Annotated in this window: 16 protein-coding genes; 8 read left to right on the top strand and 8 right to left on the bottom strand. The window is 33.5% G+C overall.

Annotated features, from left to right (window positions below; genetic code table 11):
• Positions 1 to 2 precede the first annotated feature (2 nt).
• The 5 genes from ACQKOF_RS07400 (at position 3) to ACQKOF_RS07380 (ending at position 13771) form a co-directional block, all read left to right on the top strand.
• Positions 3 to 8909 carry an amino acid adenylation domain-containing protein gene (locus ACQKOF_RS07400; protein ID WP_427555045.1) on the top strand — a complete coding sequence of 2969 codons (8907 nt, stop codon included), beginning with the start codon at positions 3 to 5 and terminating at the stop codon, positions 8907 to 8909.
• Positions 8910 to 9049: 140 nt separating this feature from the next.
• Positions 9050 to 11233 carry a Gfo/Idh/MocA family oxidoreductase gene (locus ACQKOF_RS07395; protein ID WP_427555043.1) on the top strand — a complete coding sequence of 728 codons (2184 nt, stop codon included), beginning with the start codon at positions 9050 to 9052 and terminating at the stop codon, positions 11231 to 11233.
• A 13-nt stretch (positions 11234 to 11246) separates the two neighbouring features.
• Entirely contained in the window at positions 11247 to 11996 is a 750-nt protein-coding gene (locus ACQKOF_RS07390) for a thioesterase II family protein (RefSeq protein WP_427555041.1), read from the top strand.
• An 11-nt stretch (positions 11997 to 12007) separates the two neighbouring features.
• A complete protein-coding gene (locus ACQKOF_RS07385; protein WP_427555039.1) occupies positions 12008 to 12601 on the top strand; it encodes a 4'-phosphopantetheinyl transferase family protein in 594 nt (197 codons plus the stop codon).
• Positions 12602 to 12628: 27 nt separating this feature from the next.
• The gene (locus tag ACQKOF_RS07380; RefSeq protein WP_427555037.1) at positions 12629 to 13771 is read left to right on the top strand and encodes an isochorismate synthase; all 1143 of its coding nucleotides are present in this window, start codon (positions 12629 to 12631) and stop codon (positions 13769 to 13771) included.
• Positions 13772 to 13986: 215 nt separating this feature from the next.
• Here the strand turns inward: ACQKOF_RS07380 and ACQKOF_RS07375 are convergent, their stop codons facing one another.
• Complete coding sequence (locus ACQKOF_RS07375) at positions 13987 to 14232, bottom strand: YkuS family protein (protein ID WP_427555035.1); 246 nt, start codon at positions 14230 to 14232, stop codon at positions 13987 to 13989.
• 163 nt (positions 14233 to 14395) lie between these two features.
• Here ACQKOF_RS07375 and ACQKOF_RS07370 point away from each other — a divergent pair, with 163 nt between their 5' ends.
• Entirely contained in the window at positions 14396 to 14833 is a 438-nt protein-coding gene (locus ACQKOF_RS07370) for a hypothetical protein (RefSeq protein WP_427555033.1), read from the top strand.
• Positions 14834 to 14908: 75 nt separating this feature from the next.
• Here ACQKOF_RS07370 and ACQKOF_RS07365 read toward each other — a convergent pair whose 3' ends face one another.
• From ACQKOF_RS07365 to ACQKOF_RS07355, 3 genes are all read right to left on the bottom strand, one after another.
• Complete coding sequence (locus ACQKOF_RS07365; protein ID WP_427555032.1) at positions 14909 to 15220, bottom strand: RNHCP domain-containing protein; 312 nt, start codon at positions 15218 to 15220, stop codon at positions 14909 to 14911.
• Between the two features lie 79 nt (positions 15221 to 15299).
• On the bottom strand, positions 15300 to 15488 hold the full coding sequence (locus ACQKOF_RS07360) for a hypothetical protein (RefSeq protein ID WP_427555030.1): 189 nt from the start codon (positions 15486 to 15488) through the stop codon (positions 15300 to 15302).
• Between the two features lie 354 nt (positions 15489 to 15842).
• Positions 15843 to 16988, bottom strand: coding sequence for a hypothetical protein (locus ACQKOF_RS07355; RefSeq protein WP_427555028.1), 1146 nt, complete (start codon positions 16986 to 16988; stop codon positions 15843 to 15845).
• 293 nt (positions 16989 to 17281) lie between these two features.
• On the opposite strand from ACQKOF_RS07355, the gene ACQKOF_RS07350 reads away from it, so the two are divergent.
• Positions 17282 to 17947: an HAD family hydrolase gene (locus ACQKOF_RS07350; RefSeq protein WP_427555026.1), complete on the top strand. Its 666-nt coding sequence runs from the start codon at positions 17282 to 17284 to the stop codon at positions 17945 to 17947.
• Between the two features lie 76 nt (positions 17948 to 18023).
• Positions 18024 to 18524: a hypothetical protein gene (locus ACQKOF_RS07345; RefSeq protein WP_427555024.1), complete on the top strand. Its 501-nt coding sequence runs from the start codon at positions 18024 to 18026 to the stop codon at positions 18522 to 18524.
• Between the two features lie 119 nt (positions 18525 to 18643).
• On the opposite strand, the gene ACQKOF_RS07340 is transcribed toward ACQKOF_RS07345, so the two are convergent.
• The 4 genes from ACQKOF_RS07340 to ACQKOF_RS07325 form a co-directional block, all read right to left on the bottom strand.
• Complete coding sequence (locus tag ACQKOF_RS07340) at positions 18644 to 19117, bottom strand: MFS transporter (protein WP_427555022.1); 474 nt, start codon at positions 19115 to 19117, stop codon at positions 18644 to 18646.
• Between the two features lie 22 nt (positions 19118 to 19139).
• Positions 19140 to 19412: a hypothetical protein gene (locus ACQKOF_RS07335; RefSeq protein WP_427555118.1), complete on the bottom strand. Its 273-nt coding sequence runs from the start codon at positions 19410 to 19412 to the stop codon at positions 19140 to 19142.
• 25 nt (positions 19413 to 19437) lie between these two features.
• A complete protein-coding gene (locus tag ACQKOF_RS07330) occupies positions 19438 to 19803 on the bottom strand; it encodes an MFS transporter (RefSeq protein ID WP_427555020.1) in 366 nt (121 codons plus the stop codon).
• Between the two features lie 328 nt (positions 19804 to 20131).
• A complete protein-coding gene (locus tag ACQKOF_RS07325; RefSeq protein ID WP_427555018.1) occupies positions 20132 to 20950 on the bottom strand; it encodes a purine-nucleoside phosphorylase in 819 nt (272 codons plus the stop codon).
• Between the last annotated feature and the right edge of the window lie 236 nt (positions 20951 to 21186).

Below are 21186 nucleotides of genomic sequence, written 5' to 3'. Positions count from 1 at the left end.
CAATGAATCAAGCAGAGGCCTTATTAAAATGGCAAACATTTAAAGACGCAGTATGTAGTATGTTGAATCATGGGTCGGAAATAGAAGAGGATGAAAATTTGCTTCATATGGGATTATCGTCCATTCAATTGATGAAACTGATTAATGTAAGTAAAAAATTAGGATATCGATTAACTTTTGAACAATTGATAAAAAATCCTTATTTAAAAGATTGGAAACAATTATTTATAGAGCATTCACTAACTGGAGAACACCTACAACGTAAAGTTGAAATAGAAAATGTAGATATGTATCAACCTTTCTCATTAACAGAAGTTCAACATGCTTATTTTGTAGGACGCTACGACGGCCAGTACCTTGGTAATGTAGGTTGTCATGGATACTTAGAGATTAATGTTCGAGATATAGATACAGAAAAACTAGCTACCTCTTGGATGAGACTACAAGAGCATCATCCTATGCTAAGATCCGTATTTACGCCAGATGGTAAACAGTATATTTCGCCAAAAACACAAGTAAGGTCTTTAATTATTCATGACTACCGAATAGCAGATGAATATCAAATTAAACAACATTTAGAGGAGATGCGGAATGAAACATCTCATAGATTGTTAAAAATTGAAGAAGGGCAAGTAGCAGAATTACAAATCACTTTATTACCTGAAAATAAAGGACGATTGTTTTTCGATATCGATCTTTTAATAGCAGATGTTCAAAGTTATCAAATTATATTAAGAGATTTAGTAGCCTTATACAATAGAAATATTCAACCACAAGCACCTCTTGAATGGAACTTTGCAACATATTTGGTTGAAAAAAATGAAGAAAATAAAAAAGAGATATCAGAGGCAAAGGCTTATTGGTCAAAAAGATTAGCAACATTACCAACTAAACCACTATTACCTGTTTCAAATAAGTCAGAAATAAATTCTAAATTTAATCGACGATCTTACTTTTTAAATGCGGAGTTATGGAAAAAGTTACAATATGTTTCTTCAAAAGCTGGTGTAACACCGGCTATGGCATTGTTAACTATTTATAGTCATATTCTAAATAGATGGAGTGAAAATGATCATTTTTTAATAAATGTTCCGTTATTCAATCGAAAACCATCTGAAACATTAAATATCGAAGAAGTAGTAGCCGACTTTACTACTCTACTGTTATTAGAAGTCGATTTAAAGAAACAAAGATCATTTTTACATGACGTGCAAACTATTCAAACACAATTTCATACAGATATGCAATATACGTCTTACTCAGGTGTTGATGTTCAAAGAGATTTTGTTCGTCTGCATTCCAGTGAACAACAAATTGCACCGGTTGTTTTTTCATGCAATATCGGTTCACCTTTATTGAATGAAGAATTTGTCGAAATATTTGGTGATATCCATTATATGATTTCACAAACACCACAAGTTTGGTTAGATTTTCAAGTTTTTGAGCAAGACAATGGCCTATTATTAATTTGGGATAGTTTAGATGACGTTTTTAGACCCCACATATTAAATGAGATGTTTGAAAGTTTTAAACAGAGTGTTGAACACGTATCAAATACTGAGGATTGGTCAATTCCTTTACATATTCCTATAGCAAAACAACAAAACATAAGGAAAAATGTGATAACAGAAATGGAGATTGAACCAACTTGTTTGCATGCTCCATTTTTTGAGCATGCTCAACGATCTCCAGATGATATTGCATTGATTTCTCCTCCTACTAATATGTCGTTATCTTATGGTGCTTTGAAAGAAAAAGCACTTAGATTCGCACAATACTTAAAAAATAACGGTATAGAAAAAGGCGATGTAGTAGGTGTACTGATGGAACGAGGCATGGATCAAATAGCTGCAATCTTTGGAATTTTAGCCGCTGGTGCAGTATATGTTCCAATTGGTCTGAAGCAACCATTGTCTCGAAGAAATAAGATTTATCAAGCAGCAAATATACGTGTTGTTTTGACAGATCATCTTCAATTGGACGATAACTGCGGCATTACCTTTTTATCTTTTGCTGATGCTGAAAAGTGTCCACAGAGTACTGAAGTAATATACGATCCAACTTCAACCGCCTATATCATTTTTACTTCAGGTTCTACAGGAGTGCCAAAAGGTGTAGAAATGACTCATGAAGCTGCATGGAATACGATTCATGCGGTTAATCAATTAAATCGAATTGATTCTTCAGATAGCGTGTTAGCAGTTTCTGCAAATGAATTTGACTTATCCGTTTACGATATGTTTGGATTACTTGCTGTTGGTGGTCAACTCATTTTACTTAGTGAACATGAAGTTCGTAGTGCAGATAAGTGGGTATCATATATTGAAGAATTTAATGTAACGCTGTGGAATTCTGTGCCTATTCTATTTGAAATATTGTGTGCAGAACTAGAAGAAAAAGAGAAAAACCTACCATCAATTAAATTTGTTTACCTTTCAGGGGATTGGATTAAACCGGATTTAGTAAAGCAAATGAAAGCTAAAACTCCTAATGGCACACTAATAGCTATGGGGGGAGCTACTGAGGGAGGAATTTGGTCCAATTATTATCAAGTAAAAAAAGATGAAACATGTGAGTTATCTAGTATTCCATACGGATATCCATTACCAAATCAAAAATATCGTGTTGTCAACGAAAGAGGAGAAGATTGTCCAAATCAAGTAGTCGGTGAATTATGGATAGGTGGCAAAAGTATTGCAGCAGGTTATAAAGGAAATGAGGAACAAACCAAAAATCAGTTTGTATACGTCAACGGGGAAAGGTGGTATCGGACTGGAGATTATGGCAGGTATTCAGAAGACGGTATTTTAGAATTTTTAGGTCGTAAGGATGAACAAATCAAAGTAAGTGGACATCGCATTGAACTAGGTGAGATTGAGAGAAACTTGAAAAGTAATAAAAGTATTAAAGATGCTGTTGTATTGGCAACTAAAAAGAAGAACGGAAATAGTCTTCATGCTTTTATCACTGCTAAAGGTTATGATGATCTTTTTGATATCCATTCAACTTCTTCAGACATACCTAAGCTTGTACGAAAGATGATGGAATCTGTTTCAAAAAGGTTTAGTGCCCATGATATAAATCAGTCAGAAGCAATGCGATCATTTATAACAGAAATGGATCAGTTAACATGTTATGGTATTACATTCATCCTAAAACAAGTAGGTTTTCCTATTAAAAAAGGAGATGTTTATCATTTAAAACAGACATTAGATGAACGAAATATAGATGCTAAGAATTATGAACTTATTAATCAGTGGTTTAGGTTTTTACATAAGTTAAATTTAGTATCTACAACAGATAAAAAAACATATGAAAACGTATGTGATTTATTTGATTGCGAGATGCCATCAATATTAAATTACCCTAGCATTAAAAAATTCAGCATTCCTTTTATAGAGGGTGGCCAAGCCATTATTAAGGGAGAATTGTCACCAACAGAATTATTATTTTCAGAAGATACGTTAACACCGATGGAAGTTATTTGTGAAGAACCAGGTGCTATGGAAAGTAATCAAGTGATTACAACAATGATTCATATGATTGGTACTGCTAATAAAGAATTGAAACGACCGTTGCAAATTTTAGAATTAGGTGCAAGGAGTAGTTCATTTACAGAAGCAATAGTGAATCAATTGACAGGACTAAATTATCACTACACCATTACTGATTCTTCCATGTATTTTAAAAACAAGTTCGAAAAAATTCTATCAGAAAATGTTGAATTTACTATTTTAGATCCTGAAATGGATCCTGTATTGCAAGGGTATCAATGCAATAAATATGACATCATTATTGCTAACAATGCATTACACAGAATGAAAAATTTGCAAGAAGGACTACGGTTTATTGAACAGTTATTAGATGTGGATGGTTTAATTATTTCTACAGAAAATACGTTGAATAATAGTCTGCAACTTATTACAACGGGATTTGAAGCACGCGGTTTTACACAATTTGAAGATGTAAGAAAAGATGTCTGTCAACCATTATTATCTGATACTCAATGGGTAGACGTTCTTATCGAATCAGGCTATTCGAATGTTAAAGTTATCAATGATCCACAGCTTTATTCTCATCATATTTTTATAGCTCAATCATCACCAGTGAAGGTTCAACTAAATCAAAAAAAAGTAGAGAACTACTTAAGAGAGCAATTGCCAGATTATATGATACCTAAAAATGTAACGATGTTACTTAAAATGCCTGTCACGAAGAATGGAAAATTAAATCGAAAGCTTTTAAAAGCAAGCACCCATATAGGCGTAAATGAACAGAGCGAGCCTACTCGTCCAATGAATTTTTTAGAGCAGGAAATCGCGAACCTTTGGAAAGTAGTTTTAGATAAGCACCATATTTCTCTAGAAGATAATTTCTATCATCTTGGTGGTGATTCTTTAATTGCGACCCAACTTAATAGCCAATTACAGAAAAAATTTAATATGCCGACTTCATTGGAAGCTATTTTTAAACATCCTAAGTTTAGTGATTTTACAAATTATATATCTAGAGAACTAAAAATTGTAGAAACAAATAAAGAGCAAATTGATGCAGCGCCATTTGCTAGTATCCAAAGCGATTCAATCCATCTCTATGATCCATTCCCGTTAACGGATATTCAGCAATCGTATTGGTTGGGAAGAAGTGGTGTATATGACTTAAGTGATGTTTCTGCGCATTGCTATTTTGAACTTGAGTGTGACGAACTGGATATGGAGGCAGTTACTGTTGCATGGAATCAACTAATTCGTCGTCATGACATCATGCGGGCTGTTGTTCTAAAAAATGGACTTTCTCAGCAAATATTAAAAGAAGTGCCAGAATATCGAATTATGATAAATGATTACAGATATCAAGACAAAGTAGCATTTGAAAAAGGTGTGCTATTGACAAGAAATAAGATGTCTCAGCGTCAGTTCAATGTATGTAAATGGCCTTTATTTGAAATTGAAGCAAGCTTGAATCCAGACCAAAAGACACGATTACATGTTAGCTTCGATAATACAGTATTTGATGGCTATAGCATTTTTCTATTATTTGATGAGTGGTACAAACTATACAATACACCAACCCATAACTTACCAAACATCAATATTAGCTTTAGAGACTATGCCATTGCACTCGCAGATTTGAAAAAATCGACTCAGTACGAAAAGGACATGAACTACTGGGAAAAACGCATTAAAAAGTTGCCCCCTGCACCTGAATTACCATTAGAAAAACAACCAAATGAAATAGTAGAACAAAAATTCACTCGATATCAAGCGGTTTTAACGGTGGAAAAATGGAAGGTTATAAAGCAAATTGCCCATCAGCTTAAATTGACGCCGTCAACTGTTATTATGACAGCCTATGCGGAAGTATTAGGGAGGTATAGTAGACATCAACATTTTACGCTAAACTTAACTCATTTTAATCGTCTGCCTTTACACGAAGATGTGGATAAATTAGTTGGAGACTTTACATCGTTAGTATTAATTAAAATGGATCATCGTCATGAAAGCAATTTTATTATGCGTTGTCAGGATAATCAAAAACAATTACTACAAGATCTTGAACATACACTCGTTAGCGGTGTAGAAGTAGAAAGGATATTGAGAAAAGAAAGAAATCGTTTTAATGATATTATGATGCCAATTGTTTTTACAAGTGGCATCGGTGTAAACAAAGATCATTTAGAAGATATCTCCTATTTAGGGAAAATTGTTTATGGTGCATCTCAAACACCTCAAGTTTGGTTAGATCATCAAGTGTTCGAGCAAGATGGTGAACTCATCCTATCTTGGGATGGTGTTGAAGAACTATTCCCTAAAGGTTTACTTAACGAAATGTTTAATGCTTATAATCAAATATTAGATAAACTGAGCAAAGGTATTGGTGCGTGGCAACAATCATCTTCCTTAATAGTGTTACCAGACGCAAAACAGAGAGAGACGATTCATCAAGCAGCCATCATACCGACCTCAGAAGAAACATTAGTTAGTCTAATAGAAAAACAGTGTATTGAAAATGGGAAAAATACGGCTATTATTGATACTTCTGTTACGCTCTCATATGAAGAATTGGATATTATGTCAAAAAATATAGCTTATTCAGTTAGTCTAATACAATCACAGGTAGTCCTCGTAATAATGGAGAAAGGTTGGAAGCAAATCGTTGCAGCCCTCGGCATTATGAGAGCAGGCGCAGCATACTTACCTGTAGATGTAGATACTCCAATTGATCGATTACATCAAATTATGAAACAAGCACATATCGACGGTATAGTAACTACTCAGACATTGTATAGTCGATATAGTAACTTAGGTAGTAACGTTTATATTGTTGAAGATCTTATTGTTGCTAGTAAGGAAAAAACATTACCGTTTAGAAATGTAAAACCAGATGATTTAGCTTATATTATTTTCACTTCAGGTTCTACAGGTAAACCTAAAGGTGTTGAAATAACGCATCGAAGTGTCGTCAATACGATTCAAGATATAAATAAACGTCTTAATGTGACAACCTCTGACCGAAGTATTGCATTATCGAATTTTACATTTGACTTATCTGTTTACGATGCCTTTGGTTTACTGAGTGCTGGAGGGGCAGTGGTCATTCCAGAAGTTCAGAGACTGAAAGACCCAGAGCATTGGTTAGATTTATTGCATAAACACCGCATTACGATATGGAATACTGTACCAACCTTTATGGAAATGCTAGTCGATTACCATAAAACAGCTGCTGCAATTGCTGGTCAGGATCATTATTTAAAAACAGTTCTTTTAAGCGGAGATTGGATTCCATTAACCCTACCAGAAAAAGTAACGGACATTTTTGAAGGGGTAAATGTTATAAGTTTAGGTGGAGCCACAGAATGTTCCATTTGGTCTAACTATTTTATGGTGGATTCACTAGATGCCAACTGGAAGAGCATACCATATGGTAAATCGCTGTCACATCAACAATTATATGTGTTAAATAAGAAGTATGAGGATAGTCCTGTCTGGGTGAAGGGGGACTTATATATTGGCGGTATAGGTTTATCAACAGGGTATTGTAATGATTCTGAAAGAACGAAAGAGCATTATTTTAACCATCCGATAACGGGGGAACGAATTTACAAAACAGGTGACCTTGCTAAGTATCTTCCTGATGGCAATATTGAATTTTTAGGTCGTGAAGATCAACAAATTAAAATAAGTGGTCATAGAGTAGAGCTAGGAGATATAGAAGCTAACTTATGTAAGTTCCCTATCGTACAACAAGCTGTCGTAACAATCCAAGATAATAAGCTAATTGGCCATCTTAAGCTCCATGAGCACATACAAAATGAACTTATTCAAACGAAAACAACAGATATTAATATAACGGAAAGTATCGAGACAATCAAAAGTGAAATAGAGCAATCTGTGTCAACGTTTAATATCAACGAGCTCTCAGACTATACAGAATCTATTGAATGGATTAGTGTCGGGATGATGTTTTTAGACTTATATGCTTTAAATATCTTTAAAGCAGAAGGGCATATATTTACGAAAGAGGATTTAATGAAATCAGTTGTTAGTGTGTACGATTCTTTAATGGGGCATTGGCTAGACTATCTTGTAATTTATGGTTTTGTTGAGGAGAAACATTCTAGTTACAGTGTCAAATTCAGTAAAGATGGCGCTATGAACTATATGAATCATAAGCTGAATGAATTTAATCTTGGTGAAACAGAACCAATCTTCCATCAGTTGAAGGAGCAACTTATCGCGTCGCAATTTGTGCGTCTTGCAATTTTAAAAGGTGAGCAATTAGCGAAAGGTTATTTACTAGATTCTCATGGATTCTTAACGCCTGAACAATTAGGGCAGTTTAATTTATGGAGTCAGTATACAGAAGGATTAGTTGAGAAGATACTAGAAACGTTCACAAAATCCTATCCAAATCGAAATTTGAATGTGTTAGAGCTTGGAACAAGAACTGGACAAGGTACAGACAATTTTGCCACGGTAATGAAGGATTCTGGGCAGTATACCTATAGCGATGAATCAAGAGACTTTATTAATAGAAAAAAGGCAACGACAACTCAAAAACATTTGAAATTCACGCAATTTGATTTCAATGCGCCACCAGATAATCAGGATATTGTACTTCATGATTATGATGTTATCATTGCTGAAAACACATTGCATAGAAGTCATCATTTGAATGATACAATGACTTATTTAAAACGTCTTTTAAAGCCTGGCGGTCATATTTTTCTAACAGAAAATGTAAAGAATAATGCCCTTCTATTAATCACTGTGGTATTTTTTGAAGAAGGTTATAACCACTTCGAGGACTTTAGACGTTCTGAAAAATTGCCATTACTTAATCGTGAAGCGTGGCAAAATTTATTGAAAGAAGAAGGTTTTAATTGCCTATTGGCATGGCCTGGAAATGACGTAAAATGGCTAGGGGAACACATAATGATGGTGGAAGGACCAACGCAGATCAAATCAGTTGCGCTTGAACCGTTTTCAGAAAAAGTTAAGAATACTATTCCTAAGTACATGTGTCCAGATCATTATTTTGTTCATGAAGCGTTCCCAATAACAGCTAACGGCAAGGTTGACCGTAAGAAACTAACCAAATATAAAGCTTATAGTCTCCCTAAAGTTGTTGAGCCAGGAAGACAAGCGGTCACAATAGAAGAACAGGCTGTTGTAAAGGTCTGGAATGAAATATTAGAAACTGAATATAGTAGCGTGAAAGATAATTTCTTTGAACAAGGTGGAGACTCGCTAAAAGCAATCAGATTAATTAATTTACTCGATGAACAGGGCTATGCTTTAACATTAGAAAAATTATTCATGCAACCTACCATTGAAGGTTTGGCTGCGAATCTTGAAGAAAAGAATAATCATCAAAATGAAGAAACTCAAGTTATAGGTTCACTATAATTCAGGGGAATAGCGGGCATGAAAACACCTAACCATGTACAGATTAAGCTGTAATTTCATGCTCGCAAGTCTCCATTGGGAGCTAGAAATTAATGGTTTGATATAAATTTTTAGAAACAGGTGAAGGGATGAGAAGAGAATTGACCCGAAAGTTACGTGTACTTGTATGTGGCACAAGATTTGGCCAATTTTATCTAGAAGCCATAAAAAACTCCCATCAATATGAACTTGTTGGTATTTTAGCGCAAGGAAGCCAAAGATCTCATACTTGTACAGGCGTTTATGAAACCGACTTATATGGTGATATAAAGGACATTCCCAAAGATATTGATATTGCTTGCATAGTTGTACCTACAAGTATAATGGGAGGTTCTGGAACAGAGCTCGCTATTGCATTAATGGAAAAGGGAATTCATGTTTTAATAGAACAGCCCGTACATTATCAGAATTTAATAGAATGTTACCGTGTGGCAAGACAATATAATGTAAAGTTTGTTGTAGGTGACTTATATGTAAATTTACCTTATGTAAAAAAATTTATTGGAATTGCTCAAAAAATTATGGAAAAAGAAGATTTGTTATACCTTAATGTTGATATGGCAACTCAAGTTTCATTTCCATTAGCTCATATATTAACAAAGCTGTTCGGAAATCTACAACCTTGGAGCGTTAAAAATACAATTTTAGACAATATACCGTTTCAAATGCTTTCATTAATGATAAAAGGTGTTCCGACAACAATTAGAGCACAAAATCAAGTTGAGGTAGTTGTCTCGGATAGTTATATGCATTTAATGCATCAAATAACATTAGGGTTTGATAGCGGTAAATTAACTCTTTTTGATACCAATGGACCAGTCGTTTGGACACCTAGAATGCAAATACCAAACACTACTCTTGTTCCAAGAGACTTAGAACAAGAAACTTCACATTCATTAACAACACCAGTTATTGAGGTTTTTGAACCAAATAACAACGCTACTTATAAAGAGATTCTGACAATGATTTGGCCATCTGCTATTTTAAAAGATATCGAAAGATTAAGTCATCTTATTACGAATGATAGTAATGCGATAGAGATGAGGAGAGAAGGTCAACATATTATTCAAGCAGCACAACTGTGGAGTGATATAACTAGTGCATTGGGCTATCCCAATGACTATAAGAGAAAGGATCATCAGTTTTTAACAATCGAAGAAGTAAAAGTACAGCTGAGTAAAGAAACGCCTATCGACGTTCGATATGAACAATTAACAGTGGATAGTGTTCAACATGCAGTAATGAAGTTTAACGAAGTTTGTTTAAAATCTATTTTATTTGAACTACAAAAGAATAGTACGTTAAACACGAAAGGAAAAGTGTATCGATTTGACGAAATATTGCGCTCAATCAAAATAGCTGAAAACTTTCAATTTGTCCTTCAAAGATGGTTAACAGCACTAGTAAATCATGGCTATATTATCTGTCTTAATACTGGTTATGTTTTAAATTATCCAGTCCGGACTTCTGAAGAATTGAAACGTGATTGGGGAGAGATAAAATCACTTTGGTCATATCGATTAATACCAGAAAAAGTAATGGACTATTTTTATAGTCACGCTCAATTATTAGGTGATTTATTAAGTGGGAAGCAGTCTGCAGTCCAACTGTTATTCCAGAACGGTGAGCAGGATATAGCAACGCAATTATATAAGGATACAATAATCGCCCATTATCTTAATAATGAAGTATCTGACATTGTTGTAGATAAGGTAGCAATGAATAATGAGGTGCAATTATTAGAAATTGGTGCTGGAACTGGCGCCACCTCTACAGTAGTCATAGATAGCATTATAAAGAATCACCTACAGAAAAAAATAAAACGCTATTTATTTAGTGATATTTCAAATTATTTTATCAATGAAGCGAAAAAAACGTTCAAAAACATTAACTGGATGGATTATATGAAATTAGATATTGAAAATGATAAGGATATGTCATGTATTGAGAATGGTTCTCAAGATATTATTCTAGCAGCAGGAGTTTTGAATAATGTGCAAAATACGCGAGAGGTTTTATTAAGGCTGAAATTATTATTAAAAAATGATGGTATTGTCCTAATAACAGAAGCAGATGGTGAATCGTTACAAATGTTAATTTCACAAGTATTTATGATGAAGCCTGCTAATGATTTAAGAGAAAAGACATCATCTACCTTTTTAACTACATCACAGTGGTTAGAAATATTTAGTGAAGTAGGATTCAAATGTAATTCTATTCAACCTGATAAAGCACATAAATTATATCCGCTAGGACAACGTTTATTTGTGTTAGAAAAAATATAAGGAGGATGCTGTAATGGATATGAAAATTTGGTTTCCATTTTCTCGTGACAATCTTACTAACGTTAACTTATTTTGCTTTCATCATGCTGGTGGATCAGCTGCTAATTATAAAGAATGGGTGTCGGAAAGTAAGGAAGCAAATATATATAGTGTAGAACTACCAGGGAAAGGAACACGGAGAAACGAAGAACCTATTTTAAACGTGGACGATTTAGGTGTAGAAATAGCAAAAGCCATTGAAAGTATTTCGAAAGACAGAAAGGTAGTATTATTTGGACATAGTATGGGTGCAGCAATTGCATTTAAGGTCGCTTACTATCTTGAAAAAAATACAGACATACAAATGCAGCTATTAATAGTTGCAAGCCGCCAAGCACCCCATTATAAAGGTAAGGATAAATATCACTCAACGATGGCTGATAATTCTTTAATACAGGAATTATATCGTCTAGGTGGTACACCAAAACATTTATTAGAAAATCAAGAGTTTCTTAATTTTGTTATACCTTCTATAAAAAATGATTATATTTTACATGAGTCGTTTTCCTATAATGGTGAGGAATTGAACACGCCGATTATTGCTCATTATAGTGAAGATGATGTTGACCTTACCGAGTTAGATTTATTACGTTGGCAAGAAGTTACGAGTAATGAATATGCTATTAAAAAATTTCAAGGTGGACACTTTTTCTTTTACGAATTAGGTAACACTTATTTGAAAATAATAGAAGACACTATCATCCATTACAATGCCAACATGTGATGACAAACCTTTTGCAACTTATAAATGTCTATTTATATAGAACAAATAATACTAGTAACACTTATTCTGATTTTTTTAAACGCTATATTCTATTTAAGGAAACAGGATTAACAGGAATTCAATTTGAATATAGTCCATATGGAAAGCCATATGTTAATATTCCTGGCTACAAAAATCTTCATTTTAATGTATCCCACACGGGACATTATATTGTAGGTACTGTCTCATTAGGATGTTTTATTGGAATTGATATTGAATGCATAAAGCCAATTGAGTTTGATTGTATTGAATATTTTATGAGTGAAACCGAAACAGCACAGTTTAATAGGCTCAATTTAAAGGAAGATAAACTAGATTATTTTTACTCTATTTGGACTCTAAAAGAAGCTTATTCCAAAATGATAGGTATGGGATTAAATATGAATCTAACAGAAGTAAGTTTTTCTCTCGAGAATCAGCAATTTAGATCAGCATTAGGCGATGTATTTTGTCATTCAATGATCGTTGATGAGCATTACCGTCTATCCCTGATTAGTAGTAAAAAGGTGAACATAAATGTTGTGGATATTGAATCGAATCTAGTAATAGAAGAATTTAACATTTAATAATGACTAATTAGTGAGGTGAAGACAATGAAGAAAATACTACTATCTAACATCCTAAAAAATTTTAGTAATAATGATACCTTATTTAAAACACCTGAGAAACTGTTGTTATGTAAGGGGAGTCATAAAAGATTTAAGATAGAATTTAGCAATTCTTCAAAGTTGAAAGAAGAAATTACAGCACTACAAGAGCAATATAAGGGACAAATGATTATTGGAGCAATTCCATTTGACCAACATACAAAAGCAACTATTATTGTTCCAGATAAGCATGAGTATTATCAGGAGTCTGATTTGATAGATGACTTGCATATTGATCCTCAGTCATTGACCATAGAACATAGTATAGATAAACCTAATAGGCAACAATTTAACGAAATGGTTCAAAATGCCATTGATTATATTAATGATAAGCAATTCAAAAAAGTAGTTCTAGCAAGAACATTAAACTTTCGATTAGAAGCTGATCCACAGATCTCTTCGTGGCTAACAAACTTGATGCACAAAAATAAACAGGGTTATATTTTTTCAATTGAAACGGGCCACTTACAAAATTTAATTGGAGCAAGTCCAGAGTTACTAGTGAAGAAGGAAGGGAATATTGTTACAATCAATCCATTAGCTGGTTCACGTAAACAAACTTTTAATGAGGTGAAAGATGCTGATTTAGAAAAAGAATTGCTTAACTCAGAAAAAGATTTGCATGAGCATAAAATAGTAGTGGACTATATGTGTGAGAAATTACAACCCTATTTAAGTGATATCGAGTTCAATAAAAAGCCAATGATTCTTTATACAGATACAATGATTCATTTATCTACAGTCATCACAGGAAAACTTAAAAATGATACTATGAACGCATTGGATTTAGCTGAGTTGTTACACCCTACACCAGCAATATGTGGAGAGCCACAAAAACAAGCATTAGCCTTTATACAGGAAACAGAGCCATTTAAAAGGGGATTATATACAGGTTTGGTAGGGTATATGGACAGTAATGGTGATGGGGAATGGGTTATCACCATTCGTTGTGCAGAGATAAATAATAAAGATATTACATTATTTGCGGGAGCGGGAATTGTTAATAGTTCATTACAGGATAGTGAATTCAATGAGATCTCTGCTAAATTCACAACAATGTTAGATGCAATGGGGCTAAAAGAGAATTAAAATGATGCAAATAAAGTATTCTAAAAAAGCACAACAAGATTTTGTTTATAGTAAGAGCTTATGAAAAAAATAGATAAAATTTGTAAGAATCCAAGCATAGAAATTGTAAAAGACCTGAATTGGTGAATTTAATAATGAGCACTCTATAATCACATAAATAGTAAAAGATGCTGCTCCATAGTCCAAAAACTACAGCGACAGCACCAAGTCATTTATTAGTGGAAATATTTATCGACACGTTGAAGTACTTCGTCAGCAGAAAGACCATCAGCGTCAATAACAGGTCCTGCCATGATAGGATCGCTAATTCCCATAATATCTCTGTCTTGCCCAGTGATTACACAGGCATCACATTTTTTTGCATCTTCTTCAGTACGAAGTTGAATAACTTCATAACCTTTTGCCTTTAAAGTGTCTTCAACGTTTGTTAATGATTGTTCCACACCAATTATTTTAGACATTACTCTTCCACCTCCTATATGTAATGTGTCATATAGGCTTGCTAATTATTCACTTAATTCATTTTTTTGTTATACACAATTTAAAGGACGGTTAGTAAAATTTAATTTCCACTGCAATGAAATGATATTAGCAGTCATATATGCTGGATAGGAGAGATTTTAAATGAGAAGTCTAAAGATAATTAGCATGTTATTTATTATCGCATTTATCTGGATGATTATATTACTTAATGCTGGACCACCAAAGCCTGTTGTAATGTCGGAAGGCAAAGAGGTACCGTTTGTACAAGGTACATATTGTTGGCAAAATATTATTAATAATGAATGTGTTGATAAAATTTCACCGCCTGAAATTATTGCTAATAAAAAAATTGTTCCGTTTTCTGTTTCACCACAAAGTGAAATTAAAATTAGTTTTAAGAAACCACCGATTGATGGGATAGAAGTAGATAAATGGTTGAGCAGCGATGAGATTAAGCTAGTAAAGGTAAAAGATAATGTTTTCTCTGTACCGAAAAAGAAGGGGACTTATATATATAGTATTTCTGGAAGATGGGACAAAGGAGGTTCTTCTTATATTTTTGCTATAGAGGTAAAATGAATAGGTTGATTTTAAATAATAAAAGACACATTGAAGGTTAATTTCCAATGTGTCTTTGAATAATAAATTACTTAACTATACGATTGATTGCATAAATTGGATAACTTGATCCTCTTGAATGGAATCAACAGCTATTTTATTTCGACTAATCTTTTGACATTTTGTACATTGATGGATAAGTAGAAAGCCTTTTTTTCCTGTATAATCGACTCCAATTGGTCTCATCAAACCTTTACAAGTACTCGCTCTGTCTCCAGGAACATGATCCATATGTTTAGAAAATAAACAGTTTGGACAATGATTTCTGAAACTTCCGTTGGTTAATGGTTCAACCATCGTACTGCAATTTTCACATTTAAATGCTGTATTCTCATTTTTTCTACTCAATTGCTCTTCCTCCAATATATTATTTCAACATTGGAGAAAGGGTTCCGTTTTCTTTTTCTACAATAGTAGTATCAGGCTTTTATAGGGAATGAACCAATTCACCGTCTTGTTCTTCAAAACGATTACTTCTAGTTCCTGCTTCACAAAGACTTATTTCATCCTTTGATCCGGACCACGATTGATTTTGTATATTTGTGCCAACCACTGTAAGAAGGACAGCTCCATCTTCCACTAGTAGGTGTTCTCCTATAATCACTGACTTCGGCATTCGTCCCCTAACGAGCAATTGTTTTGGCTAGATAAAATGTCAATTCATCACTCCTTATCATATAAGCATTCGTATTAATCATTTAAAGGTCATCAAATTTATTGAATTATTTAAATAGTTTATTTTTGCGACAAAGTTTTCTTTGAGTCTAAAGAAAGGGGAATCCACCAATCATTTTCAATGATTGGTGAGACACCCTCGAAGATGGGCAAAAGGAGGTACTTTTTATATTTTTTCTATAGAATTAAACTTATTGCACGATGGAATAGACTTTTGAAAAAATCTCGAAAAATTATTGTGGAATTAACAAAAAGAGGAATCCCAACAATCGTTGAGACACCTCGATTTTTTTACTTATTGTGGAGTATATTCTTGGCCGTTAATTATTACTTTAGAAGCAGAGATTAGAATTTCCTTATTTGCTTTAAAATAGGGCTCTAAAATATTGTTAAATGCTCCCCATTTCTCTTCAATTTTTGCTTTGTCTTCTTTTTTATCTAGCTTTAAGATTTCTTCATAAAGCTGTTTTAATTGCTTGTTATCCTCTTCGCTAACTTTGAATTCATAGTCAGCCATGAATTCTTCAAATGTTTGAGGCGTTATGAATTGATCAATGATGTAATAGAAATCCTCCCATAGTTTTTCAGACAAATCAGCATTGTCATCTTTTTCTGCTTTTTGAGCATTATCATAAATATTTTTTAGTTTTGCTAAAGTTTCAGCAGGGATATTTAACTCATATCTTTCCATGATTTCTTCAAATGTTGGAGTTGGATAAAGTTTATCTAAATATGGTTGAAGGGTTTTGTAAAATTCATCCATTTTTTCGATAGCCTTTTCCTCTTGACCATCTTTTTCAAGTTTTACCCATTCTTCGTAAATACCTTTAAGCTGTTTATTATCATTTTCTTCAATAACTATATTTTTTTCACTAAATCCGAAATCTGCTATATACTCTTCAAATGTTTGAGGTTGCCATATAGCTAATATATATGGTTTTGTGATTTTATCCATTTCTTTATAAATTTTATCAATTTCTTCAAATTTCTTTTCAAGTTCTTCTTCTGTCATTTCATTTGACAATTCTTTTTGCAGCTTTTTCATTTCATTAAACAATTTTTCTAATTTTGCTAGCTCTTCTTTCGTTACCTCTTTAGGCAATTCTTTTTTATAAGCTTCGAATGTGTATAAATCTGAATAATCCTCTGCTACGCTACCTTCAACTGTGATTTCCTGTCCTTCTACGAAGTTCATTTTTTCTAGTTGTTCATCAGAAAATTTATAGAAGCTGATATAGTAGTTTTTACCATCTCTACTTTTTAGATCAATCCCATCTCCGTAGATGTTTTTAATCGTTCCTGTAACTTGTTGTTCGATTTGAACAGTAACACCATTTGTTGGGTCTACTGCAGTAGCTCCTGCCTGAAGTGGTGTCAGAACAGCCATTCCTATTGTTAATGCTGAAGCAATCATCCAAGTTTTTTTAATCGGTTTTTTCATGATCATTTCTCCTTTTTATTTACTCTGGAACTCAAAGTTTCCAATATTTAGACGAATTACCAAGTGGAAAGGTTCATCATTTCTTTGAAAAAGTTAAAAAGTTTCAAACATTCCATGTTAAGTGTTTAAATAGTTGTATAACTATAAAGTTTGAGAAAAGACTCCAGTAAAACAAGCCACAATTGTCTTTGTAGGATTAAAGCTAACGGATGTTATCACATGGTCTTGAAGTTGATAGCTGTGGTGGCAGAGAATAAACGCAAAAGGTTGTAAGATGAAGGGGATGCAAACTAATGATTCAAGCGGTGATTTTTGATTTAGATGGAACATTGTTAGATCGTGATAGTTCGGTTCTTTCATTTATAGAACAGCAATACGAGCGATTAAAGCCAAATCTATCACACATTTTAAAGGAGAACTATGTTCAACGCTTTATTGAGCTAGATAATCATGGCTATGTATGGAAAGATAAAGTCTATCAACAATTAATCGAAGAATTATCGATTGAGTTATCTCCAAAAGCCATGTTAGAGGATTACCTGCAGGAATTTAAGCATTCTTGTATTCCATTTATTAACTTACATAGCATGTTGCACAATTTGAAGAAGCAAGGCTTAAAACTTGGCATGATTACAAATGGATATGGGCAATTTCAATTAGATAATATACGAGCGTTAGGAATTGAAGATGAATTTGACGTGATTCTTATCTCAGAATGGGAAGGCATCAAAAAGCCGAATGCAGAAATATTTGATCGAGCGTTATCTAAGCTAGAAGTGTCAGCTAATGAAAGTATTTACGTTGGAGATCATCCTTTTAATGATGTGGAAGCTGCTAAAAAAGTAGGGATGATGGCTATTTGGAAAAGAAATGATGCATGGCAAAGTGTTGAAGCGGATTACATCATTGAAAATTTAATAGAAATTCAAGATATCTTAAAGGTTTTGCAAAAGACATGAAAAGTCTAAAATTCATACACCTTCTGATTTTAGGAGATATTAAAAGGAAAATAAAATCAGGAGGATAAAATAACATTTGAAGAAAATGAGTGTATGTCTTTTACTACTTCTATATTTTCAAATCAATCATGTGGAAGCAATTACTACTGATTTAGAAAAAATCTATTTAGAAGGTGGAGAGTATACAGAAGTTAATGAAGCAATTCAAGAAAGTGAAGCGTTTTTTAAACGTAATATACCTTTACCCACACGACTTCCACCTATTATTTTCACTCATGTTTTTGGATCATTTAATCATAAACATCCTCAACTATCCATCGAATATTTAGTAGAGGACGCAGGTCGTACACATTATACGATAGTAATAACTGACAGTGAGTATGGACGCTCATATACTAAGCGTGCGAAGAAAGTGAAATTACCTGATGGAAATGAAATGGTTTATTTTAAAAGCTCAGATTTTGTCATTTTTAATATCGTGAAAAATGATTTTCACTACATTTTTATTGTTGATGAAGTTAGTGCCGACACAATTACGGTAGATGGAATGGTGAAAATAATTAATTCTATGAAATAATGGGGAAGGCCAGTGATTTAAAAATGTTGAATACTGGCCTTTTCGTTATTAACTTATTTACTTAACTGATATCTTTTAACTGCAAGGAATTTAGTGGAGGAAAAAACAACTTATTAAAGTTAACTTACATTTTTCATTACATCTCTATTATACTTATATTTAAAAATTATCGCGAAAGCTATTGCAAGAACGAGTGTATACGCTCCAAAAACCAACCAAATATTTTGCCAATTTCTCACACTATCTACAGTGGAAAAATCTACTACCTTTCCACTAATAATAGCTCCTGCATAGGCACCAACACCATTTACCATAGTGCTGAATAAGCCTTGAGCGCTTGCACGTATTCGATGATCTACTTCGTTTTCTACAAAAATGGCACCCGAAATGTTAAAGAAATCAAACGCACAACCATAAACAATCATAGATAGTATTAACAAGAGGAATCCTACACCGGATGGATTTCCGAATCCGAAAAATACAAATCGTAACGTCCATGCGAGCATACTAATTAGAATTACTTTCTTTATTCCAAATCTACGTAAGAAAAATGGAATGGTAAGAATAAAGAATACTTCTGACATCTGTGACACTGATAATAAAATAGCTGGATATTTAACGGCAAAGCTCTTTATAGTCAGGATTCAGCGCAAAGTCATGTAAAAATGGATCGCCAAATGTATTCGTAATTTGTAATGCAGCACCTAATAGCATTGCAAAAACGAAAAACATTGCCATTTTCTTTTGTTTAAAAAGGACAAAGGCATCTAATCCTAACTGACTTACCAGCGACTTGTCCTTTTTTATCTTTGATGTTGGGCAGTCGGGAAGTGTAACTGAATACAGTGCAAGCAACAATGAGGCACCTCCAGCTATATATAGCTGCATGTTGCTCAATTCAATTTTTGCTAGACTAATAATCCACATCGCAAGAATAACCAATTGTCCCGAAAACACGAATAGGCGGGAAGTTCTTCATTATATCAAGCCCTTTGTTTTCTAAGGAAACATTAGAAATCGTATTAGATAAAGCAAGCGTTGGCATATAAACTAGTGAATTAAAAAACATTACCCAAAACATAATAGAAGGATCTGAAATTTGAGCAGCTGTAAATAATGCAATTGCTCCGAGGAAATGTAATATTCCATATAAAATATTTGCTTTTACCCAACGATCAGCCACAATACCTATAAGACTTGGCATTAAGATTGCAGCAAGACCTTTTGAACTATAAACGACTCCAACTTGTGTGCCAGTAAAATTCAACGTGTTGATCATGTAAGCGCCAAGTGTAACAAGCCAAGAACCCCCAAATAAAAAACTGAAGAAAAATCATTAATCTAAGACGTGATTTGATTCCCATTTTTTTACCCCTCCTGATTAAGGTGATGAAGCCCATTTTAAGTTTTGACTTTAATTAACTTCTTATCATTTAGATAAAAAGGGTAGCATAAAAAGGCTCATCACCATAATGTGGGGTGATTTCCGTTCCAGCAGGGATTTTAGGAGACCTAAACTTCGAGTAGTCGCCCAATTTCCACTCCAATCAACTTCTTTTCATGACAAACGTTTTAAACTTTGGTGATGAATCAAAAAAGTATAAGAACTACATTCTTGAAATAGTTTCTTTTACTAATTTGATAAATTTGTCTCTTACTAAAGCTGCCACTTCAATGACTTCATCATGACTTAATGGTTGATCTAAAATTCCACACGCCATATTTGTTAAACAGGAAATGCCAAGTACTTTCATGTTTCCGTGAATTGCTACGATTGCTTCCGGTACTGTTGACATCCCTACAGCATCTGCGCCTAATGTACGTATCATACGAATTTCTGCTGGAGTTTCATATGCTGGCCCACTCCACCAAGCATAAACACCTTCTTGTAGGTTAATGTTTTGTTCCTTAGCTACCGTAGAAGCAATATTACGTAAATCAAGATTATATACTTGAGAAACATCAGGGAAACGAGTTCCCAATTCATCATTATTTGGCCCAATTAATGGATTTGTACCGACTAAATTAATATGATCAGTAATTAACATTAAATCACCTGGGGAAAAGCTTGTATTAATGGCGCCACAGGCATTCGTAATAATCAGATTTTCTACCCCAAGCGCTTTCATTACACGTACTGGGAAAGTGACTTCATCTAAAGTAAAACCTTCATAATAATGGAAGCGGCCTTTCATTGCCACTACTGTCTGTCCCATTAATTCTCCGATTATTAATTCGTTCGCATGACCGATTGCGTTAGATTTTGCAAAGTGAGGAATTTCACTATAAGGAATTTTGTAAGGGTTTACAATTTCATCTGCAAGAGCTCCTAACCCTGAACCTAAAATCAAACCGATTGTTGGACGATAGTCAGTTTGACTCATGATAAAATCTCTAGTTTCTGAAATATTCTGTGAATTGTGCATTTAATATTCCTCCTTAGATAAACTTCTTTATAAACTGTTACTAATCTTCCATTTAGAATAACAATCTATTAAACACAGTGTAATCGATAAAATAGCTAATGTAAATAACTTAAAATCATTTTGAAAAAAAGTATTAAGTAATTCAGTTGGAATATAAGGTAAATAAACGACGTGTCCAGCTCTTTTTATATATAATGAAAAAAGACCGGATAATCTAACTTCTTCTTTAGTAAGAA

This window comes from Lysinibacillus sp. NPDC093190 (assembly GCF_050280425.1).
Taxonomy (GTDB): Bacteria; Bacillota; Bacilli; order Bacillales_A; family Planococcaceae; genus Lysinibacillus.
This window is presented reverse-complemented; position numbering and strand designations above follow the sequence as displayed.

Bases quoted from the DNA above. Each gene is read 5' to 3' on its own strand.
- ACQKOF_RS07350 (WP_427555026.1), top strand. From the start codon at position 17,282: ATGATTCAAGCGGTGATTTTTGATTTAGATGGAACATTGTTAGATCGT.
- ACQKOF_RS07330 (WP_427555020.1), bottom strand. From the start codon at position 19,803: ATGATCAACACGTTGAATTTTACTGGCACACAAGTTGGAGTCGTTTAT.
- ACQKOF_RS07390 (WP_427555041.1), top strand. From the start codon at position 11,247: ATGGATATGAAAATTTGGTTTCCATTTTCTCGTGACAATCTTACTAAC.
- ACQKOF_RS07325 (WP_427555018.1), bottom strand. From the start codon at position 20,950: ATGCACAATTCACAGAATATTTCAGAAACTAGAGATTTTATCATGAGT.
- ACQKOF_RS07370 (WP_427555033.1), top strand. From the start codon at position 14,396: ATGAGAAGTCTAAAGATAATTAGCATGTTATTTATTATCGCATTTATC.
- ACQKOF_RS07375 (WP_427555035.1), bottom strand. From the start codon at position 14,232: ATGTCTAAAATAATTGGTGTGGAACAATCATTAACAAACGTTGAAGAC.
- ACQKOF_RS07360 (WP_427555030.1), bottom strand. From the start codon at position 15,488: ATGCCGAAGTCAGTGATTATAGGAGAACACCTACTAGTGGAAGATGGA.
- ACQKOF_RS07355 (WP_427555028.1), bottom strand. From the start codon at position 16,988: ATGAAAAAACCGATTAAAAAAACTTGGATGATTGCTTCAGCATTAACA.
- ACQKOF_RS07380 (WP_427555037.1), top strand. From the start codon at position 12,629: ATGAAGAAAATACTACTATCTAACATCCTAAAAAATTTTAGTAATAAT.
- ACQKOF_RS07400 (WP_427555045.1), top strand. From the start codon at position 3: ATGAATCAAGCAGAGGCCTTATTAAAATGGCAAACATTTAAAGACGCA.
- ACQKOF_RS07335 (WP_427555118.1), bottom strand. From the start codon at position 19,412: ATGCAGCTATATATAGCTGGAGGTGCCTCATTGTTGCTTGCACTGTAT.